The 17,380-nt window shown below is 64.0% G+C and carries 20 protein-coding genes; 14 read left to right on the top strand and 6 right to left on the bottom strand.

Annotated elements, in window-relative coordinates; genetic code table 11:
- From EN780_RS11425 to EN780_RS11415, 3 genes are all read left to right on the top strand, one after another.
- Positions 1–862, top strand: an 862-nt coding sequence (locus EN780_RS11425; protein WP_128273777.1) for an ATP-binding protein, incomplete at its 5' end; no start/stop codon positions are given.
- 237 nt (positions 863–1,099) lie between these two features.
- Positions 1,100–2,122 carry a glycosyltransferase family 1 protein gene (locus EN780_RS11420; protein ID WP_128273779.1) on the top strand — a complete coding sequence of 341 codons (1,023 nt, stop codon included), beginning with the start codon at positions 1,100–1,102 and terminating at the stop codon, positions 2,120–2,122.
- A 344-nt stretch (positions 2,123–2,466) separates the two neighbouring features.
- Complete coding sequence (locus tag EN780_RS11415; RefSeq protein WP_245499931.1) at positions 2,467–3,288, top strand: hypothetical protein; 822 nt, start codon at positions 2,467–2,469, stop codon at positions 3,286–3,288.
- A 62-nt stretch (positions 3,289–3,350) separates the two neighbouring features.
- On the opposite strand, the gene EN780_RS11410 is transcribed toward EN780_RS11415, so the two are convergent.
- The 3 genes from EN780_RS11410 to EN780_RS11400 form a co-directional block, all read right to left on the bottom strand.
- Positions 3,351–3,710 carry a tRNA-binding protein gene (locus tag EN780_RS11410; RefSeq protein ID WP_127285886.1) on the bottom strand — a complete coding sequence of 120 codons (360 nt, stop codon included), beginning with the start codon at positions 3,708–3,710 and terminating at the stop codon, positions 3,351–3,353.
- A gap of 18 nt (positions 3,711–3,728) precedes the next feature.
- Positions 3,729–4,229: a YbjN domain-containing protein gene (locus tag EN780_RS11405; protein WP_127285885.1), complete on the bottom strand. Its 501-nt coding sequence runs from the start codon at positions 4,227–4,229 to the stop codon at positions 3,729–3,731.
- A gap of 317 nt (positions 4,230–4,546) precedes the next feature.
- A complete protein-coding gene (locus EN780_RS11400) occupies positions 4,547–4,849 on the bottom strand; it encodes an accessory factor UbiK family protein (RefSeq protein ID WP_127285884.1) in 303 nt (100 codons plus the stop codon).
- A gap of 183 nt (positions 4,850–5,032) precedes the next feature.
- Here EN780_RS11400 and EN780_RS11395 point away from each other — a divergent pair, with 183 nt between their 5' ends.
- The 7 genes from EN780_RS11395 (at position 5,033) to EN780_RS11365 (ending at position 11,098) form a co-directional block, all read left to right on the top strand.
- Positions 5,033–5,272, top strand: a complete 240-nt coding sequence (locus tag EN780_RS11395) for a BrnA antitoxin family protein (RefSeq protein WP_127285883.1) — start codon at positions 5,033–5,035, stop codon at positions 5,270–5,272.
- Positions 5,273–5,377: 105 nt separating this feature from the next.
- The gene (lgt, locus tag EN780_RS11390; protein ID WP_128273773.1) at positions 5,378–6,232 is read left to right on the top strand and encodes a prolipoprotein diacylglyceryl transferase; all 855 of its coding nucleotides are present in this window, start codon (positions 5,378–5,380) and stop codon (positions 6,230–6,232) included.
- Positions 6,229–7,296: a class I SAM-dependent methyltransferase gene (locus EN780_RS11385; protein WP_128273771.1), complete on the top strand. Its 1,068-nt coding sequence runs from the start codon at positions 6,229–6,231 to the stop codon at positions 7,294–7,296. Before lgt ends, EN780_RS11385 begins: the two co-directional genes overlap by 4 nt.
- Positions 7,297–7,399: 103 nt before the next feature.
- On the top strand, positions 7,400–8,194 hold the full coding sequence (gene pgeF, locus EN780_RS11380; RefSeq protein ID WP_127392948.1) for a peptidoglycan editing factor PgeF: 795 nt from the start codon (positions 7,400–7,402) through the stop codon (positions 8,192–8,194).
- Positions 8,194–9,345, top strand: a complete 1,152-nt coding sequence (locus tag EN780_RS11375) for a Xaa-Pro peptidase family protein (protein WP_128273768.1) — start codon at positions 8,194–8,196, stop codon at positions 9,343–9,345. Before pgeF ends, EN780_RS11375 begins: the two co-directional genes overlap by 1 nt.
- A gap of 54 nt (positions 9,346–9,399) precedes the next feature.
- Positions 9,400–10,008: a hypothetical protein gene (locus EN780_RS11370; protein WP_128273766.1), complete on the top strand. Its 609-nt coding sequence runs from the start codon at positions 9,400–9,402 to the stop codon at positions 10,006–10,008.
- A gap of 154 nt (positions 10,009–10,162) precedes the next feature.
- Positions 10,163–11,098 carry a ribose-phosphate pyrophosphokinase gene (locus EN780_RS11365; RefSeq protein WP_006202540.1) on the top strand — a complete coding sequence of 312 codons (936 nt, stop codon included), beginning with the start codon at positions 10,163–10,165 and terminating at the stop codon, positions 11,096–11,098.
- A 12-nt stretch (positions 11,099–11,110) separates the two neighbouring features.
- Here the strand turns inward: EN780_RS11365 and EN780_RS11360 are convergent, their stop codons facing one another.
- The gene (locus EN780_RS11360) at positions 11,111–11,995 is read right to left on the bottom strand and encodes a helix-turn-helix transcriptional regulator (protein ID WP_127282827.1); all 885 of its coding nucleotides are present in this window, start codon (positions 11,993–11,995) and stop codon (positions 11,111–11,113) included.
- Between the two features lie 111 nt (positions 11,996–12,106).
- Between EN780_RS11360 and EN780_RS11355 the strand changes: the two genes are divergently transcribed.
- Positions 12,107–13,351: an MFS transporter gene (locus EN780_RS11355; RefSeq protein ID WP_128273764.1), complete on the top strand. Its 1,245-nt coding sequence runs from the start codon at positions 12,107–12,109 to the stop codon at positions 13,349–13,351.
- 212 nt (positions 13,352–13,563) lie between these two features.
- Positions 13,564–14,313, top strand: coding sequence for an SDR family oxidoreductase (locus EN780_RS11350; protein ID WP_128273762.1), 750 nt, complete (start codon positions 13,564–13,566; stop codon positions 14,311–14,313).
- Between the two features lie 68 nt (positions 14,314–14,381).
- Here EN780_RS11350 and EN780_RS11345 read toward each other — a convergent pair whose 3' ends face one another.
- Entirely contained in the window at positions 14,382–15,224 is an 843-nt protein-coding gene (locus EN780_RS11345) for an alpha/beta hydrolase (RefSeq protein WP_128273760.1), read from the bottom strand.
- Positions 15,225–15,377: 153 nt separating this feature from the next.
- On the opposite strand from EN780_RS11345, the gene EN780_RS11340 reads away from it, so the two are divergent.
- Positions 15,378–15,836 (top strand): MarR family transcriptional regulator, encoded by a 459-nt coding sequence (locus EN780_RS11340; protein WP_126059384.1) that lies wholly within the window; start codon positions 15,378–15,380, stop codon positions 15,834–15,836.
- Here the strand turns inward: EN780_RS11340 and EN780_RS11335 are convergent.
- Positions 15,800–16,471 carry a glutathione S-transferase family protein gene (locus EN780_RS11335; protein WP_128273758.1) on the bottom strand — a complete coding sequence of 224 codons (672 nt, stop codon included), beginning with the start codon at positions 16,469–16,471 and terminating at the stop codon, positions 15,800–15,802. The two genes, EN780_RS11340 and EN780_RS11335, sit on opposite strands and share 37 nt — an antisense overlap.
- A gap of 353 nt (positions 16,472–16,824) precedes the next feature.
- Here EN780_RS11335 and EN780_RS11330 point away from each other — a divergent pair.
- Positions 16,825–17,380 (top strand): 50S ribosomal protein L25/general stress protein Ctc (locus EN780_RS11330; protein ID WP_128273756.1); only part of this gene is annotated, 556 nt, incomplete at its 3' end.

The following is a 17,380-nucleotide window of genomic DNA, read 5'->3' as shown; positions in this document are numbered from 1 at the left end:
CTATGCCTCCAACACCCACATCTTCCTGATCTGGATGGTCGGCACCTCGCTGGTGCTGCTGATGATCGCCATTCCTTTCCTGCGCAACCAGATCCGGCCGATCCTGACGCTTGCCGAGGCCGCCGAGAGCTTCGGCAAAGGACGGCCGATGCCGCGGGATTTCCGCCCGCGCGGCGCCGAGGAGGTTCGCCGCGCCGGCTTTGCCTTCATCCAGATGCGCGAGCGCATCGAACGCCAGATCGAGCAGCGCACCGCCATGCTGACCGGCGTCAGTCATGACCTCAGGACCATCCTCACCCGCTTCAAGCTGCAGCTGGCGCTGGCGCCCGGCAAGGCCGAGACCAAGGCGGCGCTCGACCAGGACATCGACGACATGCAGTCGATGCTCGAGGGCTATCTCGCCTTCGCCCGCGGCGAGGCATCGGAGGACCCCGGCCGTTTCGACCTCGACGCCTATTTCCAGAAACTCGGCGAGGAGGCGGCGCTGCGCAAATGCAAGCTGTCGACCACGCTTGTCGGCGATCCGCACGTGCACGTGCGTCCGAACGCCTTCGCCCGGCTCTTGTCCAACGTCATCGGCAACGCCTTCCGCTATGCGAGGACCGTGGAGATCAACGCCGATCACAGAGGCGGCTCGCTTCAAGTCACCGTCGATGACAACGGGCCGGGCATTCCGCGCGAAAAGCGCGAGGAAGTGTTCAAGCCCTTCCTGCGGCTCGACGAGGCGCGCAATCTCGACGCCAGCGGGACCGGCCTTGGCCTCTCCATCGCCCGCGATATCGCCCGCAGTCATGGCGGCGACATCATGCTGGAAGACAGCCCGCTTGGCGGCCTGCGCGCGGTAATCAAGGTTCCGGCCTAGCCCGGGGTTTCCAAGCAAGAATTGCCGGCTTCATCCGCTCGTCATGAAACCATGGTGAAGAGCGCGCATGAAACGTGTGACTTTAGTTGATTCGGCCCTGCCGCCCCGGTTCGAGCCCGCGCCTTCAAGGGTGCGCTGGAGCGAAGCGCGGGCTGCCGCCTGGTCTCCGTTCCGGCATCGTATCAAGGCAAAAGACGACCTTTCCAGCAAAGGGCCGCCATGCGCATCGGGATCGCCATGCGTATCCTGATGGTCACCGACGCCTGGCGTCCGCAAGTCAACGGCGTCGTCCACACGCTGGAGCGGCTCACCGAAACGCTGAAATCCTTCGACGTCGAACTGGATTTCCTGACCCCGAACATCTTCCGCACCTTGCCGCTGCCGACCTATCCCGACATCCGCCTCGCGCTGACTACGCCCGGCCACGTCGCGCGCCTGATCGATCGGCGCAAGGCCGACCACATCCATATCGTCACCGAAGGTCCGCTGGGCATCATGGCCAGGCGCTATTGCCGCAATGCCGGCCGTCCCTTCACCACCAGCTACCACACCCGCTTTCCCGAATATCTGAGCGCCCGGCTGCCGGTGCCCGAGAGCTGGGCCTACCGCTGGCTGCGCGATTTCCACAATTCCGGTCAGGGCACGCTGGTCGCCACCCAGTCGCTGGCGGACGATCTTGCCGCGCGCGGCTTCAACAAGCTGAAGCCCTGGACGCGCGGCGTCGATACCGACCATTTCCGGCCGGACAAGCGCAAGGACATGGGATTTCCCGGTCCGGTCTTCCTCTGCGTCGGCCGCGTCGCGATCGAGAAGAACCTGGGCGCCTTCCTCGACCTCGATTTGCCCGGCAGCAAAGTCGTCGTCGGCGAAGGGCCGGAGCTGGCGAAGCTCAAGGCACGCTATCCCAACGCCCATTTCCTTGGCCATCGCCCGAATGACGAGCTGGCCGAGATCTATGCCTCGGCCGACGTCTTCGTCTTCCCGAGCCGCACCGACACCTTCGGCAACGTCATCATCGAGGCGCTGGCCAGCGGTACGCCGGTCGCCGCCTATCCGGTCACCGGACCGATCGACATTGTCGGCGACGGCGTCGGCGGCGCGGTCTCCGAAGATTTGCGTGAGGCCGCCCTTGCCGCGCTCCACGTCGACCGCAACGAGGCCCGCCAGCGCGCCATGCGCTACAGCTGGAAGGCTTGCGCGGAAATGTTCCTCGACACGGTCGAGGAAGCGCTGGGAACGACGCGCAAGCTGGCGGCCTGACCGTTGGCAGTTGTGTGGCCTCTTCGATGCCGCCCTCTCGTGCATTTCCCGCAGAAGATCCCGAACATCGACAATTCGCCAAAGTCTTCCGCGTGAAGTTTTTGAGATGCGCTGAGAGACCGAGCGCCGGCGAGCTTAAATCCCGCGAGCGTGTTCCTTGCGAGACCTTGCGCGACAGTTGATCGCAGTGCATTATTCTGGGTGTGTAGTTCCTGGCGGGAGCGACGCCGATTTCAACGCTGGACGAATTGCCTGCCGTATCGCCGAAACGTCGCCTCCTGCGCGTCGGTAAGACCGTTGCGAGGGTGTTAGGCTATTGCCGGGCGAATGCCTGGCCACTCTTCGTGGCCGCCTGGTTTCCCTGCTTTCTGATGACGCTCTGTCTGGCGGCGCTTGTCCTTATTCTCTTTGCCGATCCGGAGCAGGTGCCTGCCTGGCTCCTATCGCAAGGCTTTGCCCACGGGACTTGGCTTTCCGCGATTGTTGCCGCGCCGTTCTCGGCGATGGTCTTTGCATTCGTCCTGGATCGCATGGCAAACGCGCCCGAGCGCGGCCATATCGTTGTTCGACGCGGCATTGACCGAGTCAAACGCTTCGCTATCCCGGGCGTGCGCTTTGAGCTCGGCCAACGGATTCTTCTGGCTGCATTGCTTCTCGCCGCCGTCCAGCTTCTTTGCGGCTTTTTGGTCGCCGGCGAGCACAGACTGTTTGTTGCCGGCCTAATGGCCACACATGACCTGCCGCTCAGCCCCGAGGACATCGCGTCCTGGGCGATGGCGAGGGGAATCTTCAACATGCTTGTGGGCGGTTTCATACTTGCCTGGGAATATCTCCTTGTCGGCGATTTTCTCTGGACGGGCTCGTTTGATCCAGTCGGGTGCTGGCGTGCGCTCGACGGCAATCGTCTGCGTTTCGTCGCCATAATGTTCATCGTTTTCGCAATGGTTGCCATGCTCAAATATGGGCTGGGCCTCGCCGTAGGCTTGATCCTGATTCCCGCGGACGGCGCGTCGCCTTCCTTGCTGAACCGTATGCTGTTGCATTTCGGACTGGCCTGGCCGTTCGACGGCCTGCATCTGGTGCTCTCGGCAGCAGCGGTCGGAACTATTCTCGGCGCGTTCCGGACTCGAGCCATCGCTTCAGTCCGGCCGGCTGCAGCACCGTGATGGCGCTCGCCGGGGCTTGCTGGCGGCGCTGTGTGGATGACTGCAGCCTGGCTCGCTAAATCCTAGAACAGCCGCCCGCCGTCCGGCACCTTGCGCTCAATAGCGCCGAGCACCACGGCGCCCTCCTCGTCGGGAAAGCCGAGCGTCAGCACCTCCGACATGAACTTTCCGATCTGGCGCGGCGGGAAATTGACCACCGCGAACACCTGCCGGCCGACAAGCGTCTCCGGCGCATAGTATTTGGTGATCTGCGCCGATGATTTCTTCACCCCGATCGCAGGGCCGAAATCGATCTTCAGCTTGAATGCCGGCTTGCGCGCCTCGGGGAAAGGCTCGGCCTCGATGATGGTGCCGGCGCGAATGTCGACCCGGTCGAAATCGGCGAAACTGATCTCGGGCTTGCGCGCGCCACTCGCACTCATCTTGGATCCTGATCGGGCTCAGGCGGTGCCGTAGGTCTCGAACAGCACTCCGGCAAGCGCGTCCTTGGCCGAGGTTCCCGACCAGACGACGAACTGAAAGGCCTGGAAATAGCATTCGCAGGCCTCGAGCGCCGACGACAGCAGCACCTCGACCTGCTGGCTCGACGGCTCGACCCCGCCGGCAAGCAGCAGCGACTGGCGGAACATGATCGCGCCCTCCTGCTCCCACAGGTCGAAATGGCCGAACAGCATCTGCTCGTTGATCAACGACAAGAGCCGCATCACCTCCAACGCGCGCGTCTCGGGCACCTTGATGTCGAAGGCGCAGGCCAGATGCAGCGCCTCGAAATCCTCCATCCAGGAGAAGGAGACATGATAGTCGGTCCAGCTTCCCGCCACCGAAATCGAAATCTCATCGTCGCCGGCACGCTCGAACGACCAGTCATTGTTGTGGGCCACCTGCTCGATGACATCCACCGGGTGGATTTCGCGGGAGAATTCGAGTTCGAGAAGTTCCATGGATGCTTCCTGTGTTCAGGGGAGCGCCACACGCTCCGCGGGGCACACACGACGAACAATCTTGTCTAGAACTCGGACGGCCAGGAACTTCGTCAAACGCAAAGACCCCAGACCGGACCCCACCGCCCGGCGCATGACCCTGCTTCGAATCATGCAACAAATTCAGTCTATTGATCGGGAGTCGCGTGACCAGCCCAATTTTTCGCACTGCGTCATTCGCATGTGGAAAGGCGCTGTCACGATGATTCATGCAATGCCGGTAAGCGATTCACGGCAAAGCGCTTTTTCGGATTGTGCTTTGTGGAAAAGTTTAACGATTATTTTTTCGTTTTGGCCTTCGTCGCCGCCGCTGGTGCGGCCTGCCCGGTGAGTTCGGCAAGCTTCGCCTCGAGCGCCTCGATGCGGGCGGCGAGCAGGACGTTGTCTTCACGGGCTTTCACCGCCATCTCGCGTGCGGCCTCGAACTCCTCGCGCTGCACCACGTCCATGGTATTCAGGATGCGCTCGGCCTGGCCCTTGAAGGCCGTCTCCACTTCGCGCCGCACGCCTTGCGCGGCGCCGGCGGCATCCGTCATCAGCTTGGCGAATTCATCGAGAATGCGGTTCGGTCCGGTCGACATGGCAAATCCTCGCTTGCTCGATTTGACGTAGTGGCGCGCGGCGCTGAATGCAAGAACGTTGCGGTGGCTGCGGCATCGCACCTCGCCGGCCGAGCCTGTACGTGATGGCGCCACGTGGCCTATTGTAGTGCTTTCAAGTCGACCTTGCGTCAAGCACGAGTCGCTCTCAGTCAGGGTCAACCAATGACAACGCCCCCGCGCCGACCGACAAATCCAATGGCAGCCGCGGAGGCTGCCTTCAAGCCGATCAAGAAACCGGCGACCCCAATTCGCGAACCCTCAGCCGCGCCGAACGTCAGAGAGCTTGTTTCGATCAGAATCGATCGTGCCGTGCTGGACCACTTCCAGGAAGACGGTCCCGGCTGGCAGGACAGGATCAATGACGCTCTAAGGCGGATGGTCGGCGGCAAGCTTCAGGATTGATCCCGCCATCTGCGGCGGCCAAGGCAACCACCACTTTGCCTTGACCCTGCCAAAACCCTGCCGCATGGTCCGCGCCCGAAACCAGACCGCACCCGGGAGACCCTGTTGAGCGAATATTTCCTGCTGCCGCTGGCCTCCCTGCCCTTCCCCAACATCGACCCGGTCATCGTCCAGATCGGCCCGCTGGCGGTGCACTGGTACGGCGTCGGCTACATCGTCGGCATCCTCTTTGCCTGGTGGTACGCCAAGCGCCTCGTCACCAATGCCAGGCTGTGGCCGGACGGCGCCTTGCCGATGAAACCGGAGGATCTCGACGACTTCATTGTCTGGGCAGCGATCGGCGTCGTGGTCGGCGGGCGCGCCGGCTATGTGCTGTTCTACGACCTGGCGCGCTACATCGCGCATCCGCTCGACATCGTCGCCGTCTGGCAGGGCGGTATGTCGTTCCATGGCGGCCTGCTGGGCGTCATCCTCGCCATGACGCTGTTCTCCTTCAAGCGCGGCATCCGCACATGGACGCTGTTCGATGTGGTGTCAGCGGGCGTGCCGGTCGGGCTTGGCCTTGTGCGCGTCGCCAACTTCATCAATTCCGAGCTCTGGGGGCGGCCGACCGACGTGCCATGGGCGGTGGAGTTCCCCAATGGCGGTCCGTTCTCGCGCCATCCGAGCCAGCTTTACGAAGCCCTCCTCGAAGGCCTGGTGCTGTTCCTCGTGCTGCGCTTCCTCACCCATTCCAGGCTGAAGCTGAAGACGCCGCGCTTCGTCGGCGGCGCCTTCATCTGCGGCTACGGCCTGTCGCGCATCTTTGTCGAATTCTTCCGCGAACCGGACCAGCAGCTTGGCTACCTGCTCGGCACCAACTGGCTGACCATGGGCATGATCCTGTCGACGCCCATGGTGCTGGCCGGCATCTGGGCGATGGTCACGGCCAGGCCGGTGACGCAGACGCAACCGGCATGACGCGGCTGAAGACCCGCATCATCGATCTCATCGGTGCGGTGGGGCCGATCCCGGTCAGTGAATACATGGCGCTTTGCCTGTTCGATCCCGAGGACGGCTATTACACCACGCGCGAGCCTTTCGGCGCGGCGGGCGATTTCGTCACCGCGCCGGAGATCAGCCAGATGTTCGGCGAGCTGGTCGCCGTCTGGCTCTACCAGGCCTGGCAGGCTTCTGGCCGGCCGCTGCCCGCAACCATCGCCGAGATCGGCCCCGGCCGCGGCACGCTGATGAAGGACATGCTGCGCGCCGTCCTGCGGCTCGATCCCGGCTTCGCCGCCGGCGTCTCGTTCGCCATGATCGAGACCAGCCCGCGCCTGACCGAAGTCCAGAAGGAGACGCTCGCCGGCCAGCCGGTGAGGCTTGACTGGCACCAAACCATCGAGACGCTGCCGAAAAAGCCGCTCTTCATCGTCGGCAACGAACTGTTCGACGCCGTGCCCATCCGCCAGTTCGTTCGGACCAGCTCCGGCTGGCGTGAACGCATGGTCGGCCTCGACGACGAGGATGGCCTGCGCTTCTTCGCCGGCGCCGGCTCGGTCGATCCCTCCCTGCTGCCAGCGGGCGCCGCCGACGCCCCGGAAGGGGCTGTGGTCGAAGTGGCGCCTGCCCGCGCCGCGCTGATGGCGGCCATTGCCGAACGGATAGCCCGACATGGCGGCGCCGGCCTGTTCATCGACTACGGCCATCTTCAGCCCGGCATCGGCGACACGCTGCAGGCCTTGCGCAAGCACGATCACGACAATGTGCTGGCCAATCCCGGCGAGGCCGACCTGACCGCGCATGTCGATTTCGCCGCCCTCGCCGCCATGGTCCGGGCCCGTGGGCTCGATGTCCAGATGACGACGCAAGGCGACTTCCTGCTCGGTCTGGGCCTGCTCGCGCGCGCCGGCCAGCTTGGCGCCAAGGCCGATGACAGCGTGCGGCAGGCCATTTCCGATGCGGTCGAGCGTTTGGCCGGACCGGATGCGATGGGCGAGCTCTTCAAGGTATTGAAAATCCAGCCAAAAGTGGGCACGTCCTGATCCGCCGACGAGGCCCGATCGGCATCGGACGCACGCCGCCTGTTCGAGCCTCGTTCCGAACTTCGCCTTGACGAAATCCTCGGCGCGGACAACAAACCCATCCATGCTTGATCAGACCAAACCGGATCCTGTTCGCTCGCCGCTGCTCGACGCCGCCAGGACGCACGGCATCCGCCACGGCTATTTCACCCGCGTTGGCGGGGTCTCCGCCGGCATCTATCGCGGCCTCAATATCGGCACCGGCTCGAATGACGACCAGGAGCGCGTTGCCGAGAACCGCCGCCGCGTCGCCGACTGGATGGGCGTGCCGGCCAGCCATTTGCTGACCGCTCATCAGGTCCATTCGCCCGATGTCGTCATCGCCAGGGAACCCTTTGCCGGCCCGCGCCCCCAGGCCGACGCCATCGTCACCGACCGGCCGGGCATTGCCGTCGGCGCCTCGACGGCCGATTGCGGGCCGGTACTGTTCGCCGACGCCGAGGCGCGCGTCGTTGGCGCCGCGCATGCCGGCTGGAAAGGCGCCTTCGCCGGCGTGCTTGAAAACACCGTTGCGGCGATGGAAAGCCTCGGCGCCCGCCGCGAGCGGATCGTGGCGGTTCTCGGACCGTCGATCGGGCCGGAGAATTACGAGGTCGGCCCGGAATTCGTCGCTCGTTTCGTCGACGCCGATGCCGGCAATGTCGGTTATTTCGCGCCTTCGGCAAAGCCCGGCCACGCCATGTTCGACCTCAACCTCTATACGGTCGACCGGCTGAGAAAGGCGGGGGTCACCGCCGAGGGACTCGGCCGCTGCACTTACACTGAAGAAGACCTTTTCTATTCCTACCGGCGCACCACCCATCGCAAGGAAGCGGATTACGGGCGCCAGGTTTCGGCAATTGTTTTGGAGAAAGAATAATGGCGTTGCACTTCGAACGATCGGAATTCGACGCGCGGCGCGACCGGCTGATCATCGAGATGACGGAGAAGAAGCTCGACGCCGTGCTCCTGTTCGCACAGGAGAGCATGTACTGGCTGACCGGCTACGACACGTTCGGCTTCTGCTTCTTCCAGTGCCTTGTGGTGAAGGCCGACGGCTCGATGGTGCTGCTGACCCGCTCCGCCGATCTCAGGCAGGCGCGCCAGACCTCGATCATCGACAACATCGTTCTGTGGACCGACCGCGACGGCGCCAATCCGGCGATCGACCTGCGCAACCTGCTCAACGAACTCGACCTGCTCGGCGCCCGCATCGGCGTCGAATACGACACTCACGGCCTGACGGCGTACAACGGCCGCCGCCTCGACGAGCAGTTGCAGACCTTCGGCCAGATCGCCGATGCCTCCGGCATCGTCGGCCGGCTGCGCCTGTTCAAGAGCCCGGCCGAGATCGCCAAGGCCGAAAAGGCCGCCAGCCTCTCCGACGACGCGCTCGACGCGGCCCTGCCGCTGATCAAGCAGGGCGGCGACGAAGCGCTGATCCTCGCCGCCATGCAGGGCGCGGTCTTTGCCGGCGGCGGCGACTACCCGGCCAATGAGTTCATCATCGGCTCCGGCGCCGACGCGCTGCTTTGCCGCTACAAGGCCGGTCGCCGCAAGCTGACCAAGAGCGACCAGCTGACGCTCGAATGGGCCGGCGTCTTCCACCACTATCACGCGCCGATGATGCGCACGGTGCTGACCGGCAAGGTTTCGAAGCGCCATCAGGAGCTGTTCGATGCCGCCCGCGCCGCGCTTCTGGCGGTGGAGAAGGCGATGACGCCGGGCAACACCTTCGGCGACGTCTTCGACGCGCACGCCCGCACGCTCGAAGCCCACAATCTGACCAAGCACCGGCTGAACGCATGCGGCTATTCGGTTGGGGCCCGCTTCACCCCATCCTGGATGGACATGCCGATGTTCTATCAGGGCAATCCCGAGCCGATCGCGCCCAACATGACGCTGTTCGCCCACATGATCATCATGGACTCCGAAACCGAGACTGCGATGACCCTGGGCCGCACCTACCTGACCACCGAATCGCAGCCGAGGCCGCTGTCCCGCCATGATCTCGACTTGATCGTACAGTGAATCCATAATGGCAGGTTCGCGAGGGGCGTTCTTCGCCAGGGAGTTTTCAGGCAGATGAGACGATCGCAGGTGACGACCGTGTCATTGCTTGCCGCGTTGGCGTTGGCCGCCTGCACCAAGGCCAAGGACGTTCTGAACCCCTCGGCCATCACGCCGCCGGCGGCCTGGGCGCAGACCCTGCCTGCCACTCAGAGCAATACGGCAACCACGACCGTTCCGGCGCCGTCGACGACTGCCCCGGCTGTTTCGTCGCCGGCTCCTGCCTCACCGGGCCAGAGCACCGCCGCCCTCGCCAGGACAAGGCTGCAGGTGGCGCCGATCGTCGGCGCCTCGGTGGAATCCGCGGCACCGCTGACGGCCGAGCTGCAGACGCGCGCCAGGCAACGCGGCATCACGCTTGCCGGCAGCACCGACCAAACCGCCACGCATGTGCTGAAGGGCTATTTCTCGGCGATCTCGGAAGGCAGCGACACCACCGTGATCTACGTCTGGGACATTTACGATCCCTCGGGCAACCGGCTGCACCGCATCAACGGCCAGCAGAAGGCGCCTTCGGTCAAGGGCGGCGACGGCTGGACGGCGGTCGCGCCGGCGACCATGCAAGGCATCGCCGACCAGACGATCAACCAGTTCGCCGCCTGGCTCGGCGGACAGGCCGGCTGAGCTGTTGCCGGCTTTCATCGCCTGCGACGTTTTTGACCTTGGCCGACGGAATCCCGATCACGAGGCTTGCAATACCGGCGCGGGCCGCTAAAAGCCCGCATCAAAGGCTCATGAGAGTCTGTCCGGTCTCTCCATCCTTCACCAGGAACGGTGCATGAAGCTTTTCGCGGGCAATTCCAACAGGGTGCTGGCCGAGGCGGTCGCTCGCTATCTGAACATCCCATTGGGGAAGGCCAGCGTCCGGCGCTTCGCCGATCAGGAGATCTTCGTCGAGATCCAGGAGAACGTGCGCGGCGAGGATGTCTTCATCCTGCAGTCCACCTCCTTTCCGACCAACGATCATCTGATGGAACTGCTCATCATGATCGACGCCTTCATGCGCTCCTCGGCGAAGCGCATCACGGCGGTCATCCCCTATTTCGGCTATGCCAGACAGGATCGGCGCGCTTCCGGCCGCACGCCGATCTCGGCCAAGCTGGTCGCCAACATGATCACGCGCGCCGGCGTCGACCGCGTGCTGACGCTCGATCTCCATGCCGGCCAGATCCAGGGCTTCTTCGATATCCCGACCGACAATCTGTTCTCGGTGCCGGTGATGGCCCGCGACGTGAAGGCGAAATACAAGCAGCTCGCCAACGTCGTCGTCGTCTCGCCCGACATCGGCGGCGTGGTGCGGGCGCGGGCGCTGGCCAAGCGCTTCGATGCGCAGCTCGCCATCGTCGACAAGCGCCGCGAGCGTCCGGGCGAATCGGAAGTGATGAACATCATCGGCGCCGTCGCCGGCAAGGATTGCCTGCTGATCGACGACATCGTCGATTCCGGCGGCACGCTGTGCAACGCGGCCGACGCGTTGCTCGCCAACGGCGCCACCAGCGTCACCGCCTACATCACCCATGGCGTGCTCTCGGGCGGCGCGGTCGCCCGCATCAGCGGCTCGAAGCTGCAGGAACTGGTGATCACCGATTCCATCCAGCCGACCCAGGGCGTGCTCGACGCGCCCAACATCCGCGTCATCTCGATCGCCGACCTGATGGGCGAGGCGATCTCGCGCACCGCGACCGAGGAATCGGTCTCGAGCCTGTTCGACTAGACCCCTGCTCGACTAGACCATTGCGTTTTCCGGTCTGGTCGGTCCGCTCAGCCGCCGCACTCCCTCCCCGGCATCGCGCGCGCCGCGCATATAGCCGCGCGGCGAGGCGCCCAGCATGCGCTTGAACATGGTGATGAAGGCCGGCACGCTGTCATAGCCGAGGTCGAGCGCTACCCTGGTGATCGGCTCGCCGTCGGCAAGCCTGGGCAGCGCCGCGAACAGGCACGCCTGCTGGCGCCATGTCGACAGCGACAGCCCGGTCTGGCGATGGAAGGCGCGGGTGAAGGTACGGCGGCTCATGCCGGCGGCGTCGGCCCATTCGTCGATCGTCGCATGCGGCGAGGGTTCGGCGACGAAGCGCCGGCAAAGCGCCGCCAGTTTCGGATCCGACGGGAACGGCAGGCCGAGCGGCCGTTCCGGCAGGTTCGGGATCTCATGCAGCAGAAGCCCCATGATCAGCCCGCCGCGCCCTTCGAGCTCCGCGCCCTGCGGCAGCTTTTCCGATTCCACGATCAGGCTGTGCATCAGCTCGGTGATGCCGACGACGCGCAGTCCCTCTGGCAGGCCGGCAATCGCGTTCGGCATCACATAGACCGAACGCATCGAGACATCGCCCAGCATCTCGACGGAATGCTCGATCCCGGCGGGGATCCACATCGCGTGGTCGGGCGGCACCATCCAGCGCCCGTGTTTCGTCGTCACCAGCACGACGCCGACCAGCGCATGCAGCAACTGGCTGCGGCTGTGGCGATGCAGTGGCACGTGATAGCCGTCGGGATATTCGGTTGGCAGCGCCACCGCTGGGCCGACAGCCTCCTCCAGCCACTGCCAGCGGCTCTGGTGCAGCCGGCCGAGTTCGGCGGCATCGCCCTTGAAGACTTCCCTGCCATGCGGCATTGGCAATGGCCCACTTGCGAAACTATTGGACCAAACCACGAAAGAAGTCGCTTTGCAACCATCCTATAAGGCTGCCTGCGGATCGTTGCCTAGAAGTCCACGGAGCATGCCTTGACCGACACCACAGCCACCGCCGTCGCCACTCCGGCGCCGGCCAGCCACGCTTCGGCGCAAGCGACGGCCTTCACCGTCATTCTTGCGGTGAGCTTCTGCCACTGCGTCAACGACATCATGCAGTCGCTGCTGTCGGCCATCTATCCGCTTCTGAAAGACAACTACGGCCTCGATTTCTGGCAGATCGGGCTTTTGACCTTCACCTTCCAGGTGACGGCGTCGCTGCTGCAGCCGCTGATCGGCGCAATCACCGACAAGCGTCCGATGCCCTATTCGCTGCCTTGGGGCATGGCCTCCTCGCTGATCGGGCTGATCGTGCTTGCGCATGCCGGCCACTACTGGCTGCTGCTGATCGGCGCCTCGCTGATCGGCATCGGCTCGGCGATCTTCCATCCGGAATCCTCGCGCATCGCCCGCTTCGCGTCGGGCGGCCGGTACGGTCTTGCCCAGTCGCTGTTCCAGGTCGGCGGCAATTTCGGCCAGGCGATGGGGCCGCTGCTCGCTGCCTTCATCGTCGTGCCCTTCGGCCAGACCAGCATCTCCTGGTTCGCCGTCGGCTCGCTGATCGGCATCATCGTCCTGTGGCAGGTCGGCGGCTGGTACAGCCGGCTGCGCGCCTCGCTCGCCAGCCGCAAGCAGGCCAGCTTCGTCTCGCCCTTCCCGCGCCGCAAGGTCATGTGGGCACTGGCGGTGCTGACGCTGCTGGTGCTGACCAAGAACGCCTACATCGCCTCGATCTCTAGCTACTACACCTTCTACGCCATCCATAAGTTCGGCGTTTCGGTGCAGATGAGCCAAGTCATGCTGTTCCTGTTCCTCGGCGCCTCGGCGCTGGGCATCCTGCTCGGCGGCCCGTTCGGCGACCGCTATGGCCAGAAGGCGATGATCTGGTTCTCGATCGTCGGCGTGCTGCCGTTCACGCTGGCGCTCCCCTACGCCAACCTCGAATGGACGATGGTGCTGACGGTGCTGATCGGGCTCATCCTGTCGTCAGCCTTCTCCAACATCGTCGTCTTCGCGCAGGAACTGGTGCCTGGTCGCGTCGGCATGATTGCCGGCATCTTCTTCGGCTTCGCCTTCGGCATGGGCGGCATCGCCGCCGCCGTGCTCGGCGTCCTGGCCGACATGAAGGGCATCGACTTCGTCTACCAGGTCTGCTCGTATTTGCCGCTGCTCGGCCTGCTGACGGTGTTGTTGCCGAACATGAAGGAAGCGCGGAAGGCGGAAGCGGTGACCCGTTAAGGAACCGCCGATCTTCGGGACTCGACGTGAGCTCGTGGCAGTTGCCACGCGCTCATGGATTCTCTCCCACACGCCAGGCGAAAGCCTGTTAGTGTTTGAAACGTGTGCGCGACATCACGAGACGTAGCGCGAACGCCTTCAACTTGACCTGAAGTGCCGGGCTCAGCGCCCGATCGGTGCGCTGCGCTACGAGCGAGATGAGGCAATCTGTAGTGTCCAGACTTAAAGACAAGGTCGCGCTGATTACCGGCGGCACCAGCGGCATCGGTCTGGCGACGGCGCGGCGCTTCATTGAGGAAGGCGCTCGTGTCGCCATCACTGGCACCAACACGGGCCGTCTCGAGGAGGTCCGCAAGATTCTTGGCGACGATACGTTTGTCATCGCCGCCGACGCCGGCGATGTTACGACGCAGAACGATATCGCGCGACAGATCGGAGAAACCTTCGGCAGGCTCGACGCCGTCTTCCTCAACGCCGGCATCGCCGACCTGCGCCCGCTCGATGACTGGACCGAGGCGGCGTTCGACAGGAGCATCGATATCGACCTCAAAGGCCCGTATTTCCTGATCAAGGCCCTGGTGCCGCTGCTTTCGAACCCATCCTCGATCATCCTCAGCGGCTCGGTCAACGCGCATATGGGAATGGCCGGGACACACGTCTATTCGCTCGCCAAGGCCGGCATGATCTCGCTCGCCAGAACGCTCTCCGGCGAACTGATAGGGCGCGGCATCCGCGCCAATGTGATCAGCCCGGGTCCGATCGACACGCCGCTCAACGACAAGCTCGGGCTGGATGCCGAAGCGGCGAAGGCGCGCGCCGAGGCAGTGGTCGGCCTGGTGCCTGCCGGTCGTTTCGGGACCGCCGAGGAAATTGCCAACGCAGTGGTTTTTCTCGCTTCGGACGAATGCCCGTTCATCGTCGGTGCGGGAATTCTGATCGACGGCGGCTTGAGCATCGCCTGATATCGGCACGGCCTGACCCAAGAACACCCGCCAGATGGCGGGTGTCTTTTGTTATGTTCCGAAAGGCCTTACGCCTTGAAGAAGGCCAGAAGGTCGGCGTTGATGATGTCGGCATGGGTCGTGGCCATGCCATGCGGAAGACCCTTGTAGACCTTGAGCTCACCCTTCTTGAGCAGCTTGATGGCGAGCAGCGCGGAGTCCGCGATCGGCACGATCTGGTCGTCGTCGCCATGCATCACCAGCACCGGCACGTCGATTGCCCTAAGGTCCTCGGTGAAGTCGGTTTCCGAGAATGCCTTGATGCAGTCGTAGTGCGCCTTGGTGCCGCCCATCATGCCCTGGCGCCACCAATTGTCGATGACGCCTTGCGAGACTTCGGCGCCGGGACGGTTGAAGCCGTAGAACGGGCCGGCCGGAACATCGCGGAAGAACTGGGCGCGGTTGGCGGCCTGGGCGGAGCGGAAGCCGTCGAACACCTCGATCGGCAGGCCGCCGGGATTGGCCGCGGTCTTGAGCATGATCGGCGGCACCGCGCCGATCAGCACCGCCTTGGCGACGCGGCCGCCAGCGCCGTACTTGGCAACGTAGCGGGCCACCTCGCCGCCGCCGGTGGAATGACCGACATGGATGGCGTTCTTGAGGTCGAGATGCGCAGCGAATTCGGCGACATCGGCGGCGTAGGTGTCCATCTCGTTGCCGGTATCCGTCTGGGTGGAACGGCCATGGCCGCGCCGGTCATGAGCGATGACGCGATAGCCCTTCGACAGGAAGAACAGCATCTGGGCGTCCCAGTCGTCGCTGCTCAACGGCCAGCCGTGATGGAAGACGATAGGCTGGCCAGCTCCCCAGTCCTTGTAGAAAATCTCGGTTCCGTCCTTGGTGGTGATCGTGCTGCTGCCCGGCTTGGTCATCTCAATCTCCATTGATTATTTTCGCGATAATCAATATCGCGACAACGATATCGTTAGCGCAGATCGAAACCCCTGTCCACAAGAAATATATATCGCGATATCATTTTCCGTGGTAAACATTGCAAAATGCTCAGTCGGCAAAGGGAATTCGCCGTGCCTCTCCCGTTGGACAATCAGCTCTGTTTCGCCCTCTACGCCACGAGCATGGCGATCAACCGCACCTACAAGCCCATGCTCGACGAGATGGGGATCACCTACCCGCAATATCTCGTGCTCAACGCGCTGGGAGAGGCGGATGGCATGTCGGTCGGCGCGATCGCGCGCAGGCTGGCGCTGGAATCGAGCACCGTCACGCCTCTGGTCAAGCGCATGGAGCAGGCCGGTCTTGTGAGCCGCCAGCGCAGCCATGCCGACGAGCGCCAGGTGCAGGTTGATCTCACCGTGGCCGGCCGGGCGCTGCTCACGCAATGCAACTGTCTGGGTGAAACGCTCATCGAGCGCTCCGGGATGACATTGGCCGAGATCGATTCCCTCACCCAAAAGGTCTGGGCCTTGCGCGAGGCGCTCGCTGCCGATCAGACCGCTGTTCCGGGCCGACCGTTGGAAATGTAACTCTTCACGCGCGGCAATGGCGGCGCCTCGAGACCCGCGAAAGGGTCGCGCCATGCATCGATCGCCTCGAGTTGGTCATACCAGCGGCGTATCGACGGATAGTCGTCGAGCGGCAGCCCGGCAGCATCGTTGAAGGGCAGAAACGTCGCCATGCGAAAGTCGGCGTACGAGACGGAATTTCCGACCAGCCACCCCCTTTGCGCGAGCACCGGGGCGAGGATGGCGGCAGCCGCGTGGAAAACCCTGAACCCTTCCTCGACCAGGGCCTGGTCGATAGGACCCAGCCCCCAGCGCTGCTTGGTGCCGCGCTCGAAATGCACCATGTCGCAGCCTCTGGCGAAATTCTCCTTGCCCCAGCTTATCCAGCGGATCATGTCCGGCTCATCGTCCCCGCCGCGCCAAAAATTCGAGCCCACCTCGCGGGAGAGCCGACAGGCGATGGCGTCGGCCTCCCACAGGCTCCATCCGGAGCCGACCAGTATCGGCAAGGTCAGATTTGGGTTGAGCACGCGATAGCGCTCGGCCTGCCCCGATGCCATGGGTGAGGCGAATTCGAACGTAACGTCCGCTTTGAGATGGCGCGCCGTCGCGACTCCGAGGCGAGGATTGGGATTGCGGCTGAACAGGAGTTTCATATCGAATGCTCGCGGGTTGGTTGAGACAACTGCCGCAGGACGATTGAAGCCTGCCCGATCCTACATCCGGACGGACGGGGAATCTTGACTGTATGCTTTCGACATTGGAAACGTCGCGAAAGCCTTCCAGACCAACCGCTTGCGCCTGCGCCCGCCTTCCGCTATAGAGCCGCCACCCGCGTAGACACCCTTGGAGGCAACGCGGCGGAAGGCTGCCTTCCCTTGTGATCCCCGAACAAAGGTCCGCTTCTGGCGGCCACCGGCGTTCGGACATCCAGGCCTGGCGGCTTTCGACGTTTCGGCTGGGCATATTGCCTGCCGCAAACGCTCCACAACACGCGAAAGGAAATGCCATGAGCCACGATACTTACGAGCTCAAGGCCGAAGCGCGCGAACAGGTCGGTAAGGGGTCCGCCCGTGCAGTTCGCCGTAACGGTAAAGTGCCTGCAGTGATTTACGGCGACAAGCAGCCTCCCCTGGCGATCGCCCTCAACTACAAGGACGTCTACTACAAGATCCACGGCGGCGGGTTCCTGACCACGGTCGCCACGATCGATGTCGGCGGCAGCAAGATCCAGGTTCTGCCCAAGGACTTCCAGCTCGACCCGGTCAAGGATTTCCCGGTCCATGTCGACTTCCTGCGCATCGGCAAGGACACCGAGGTCAATGTCGACGTGCCTGTCCACTTCATCAATGAGGACAAGTCGCCCGGCATCAAGCGCGGCGGCGTGCTCAACATCGTGCGTCACGAGGTCGAGTTCCACTGCCCGGCCAACGCGATCCCGGAGTTCATCACCGTCGATCTCGCCGGCACGGATATCGGCGACTCGATCCACATCTCGGCGGTTACGCTCCCGGCCGGCGTCAAGCCGGTCATCGCCGACCGCGACTTCACCATCGCCACCATTG

The sequence above is a fragment of the Mesorhizobium sp. M4B.F.Ca.ET.089.01.1.1 genome, assembly GCF_004022605.1.
GTDB lineage: Bacteria > Pseudomonadota > Alphaproteobacteria > Rhizobiales > Rhizobiaceae > Mesorhizobium > Mesorhizobium abyssinicae.
Note: the sequence above shows the minus strand (reverse complement) of the source record. Positions and strands in the feature narration are given on the sequence as shown.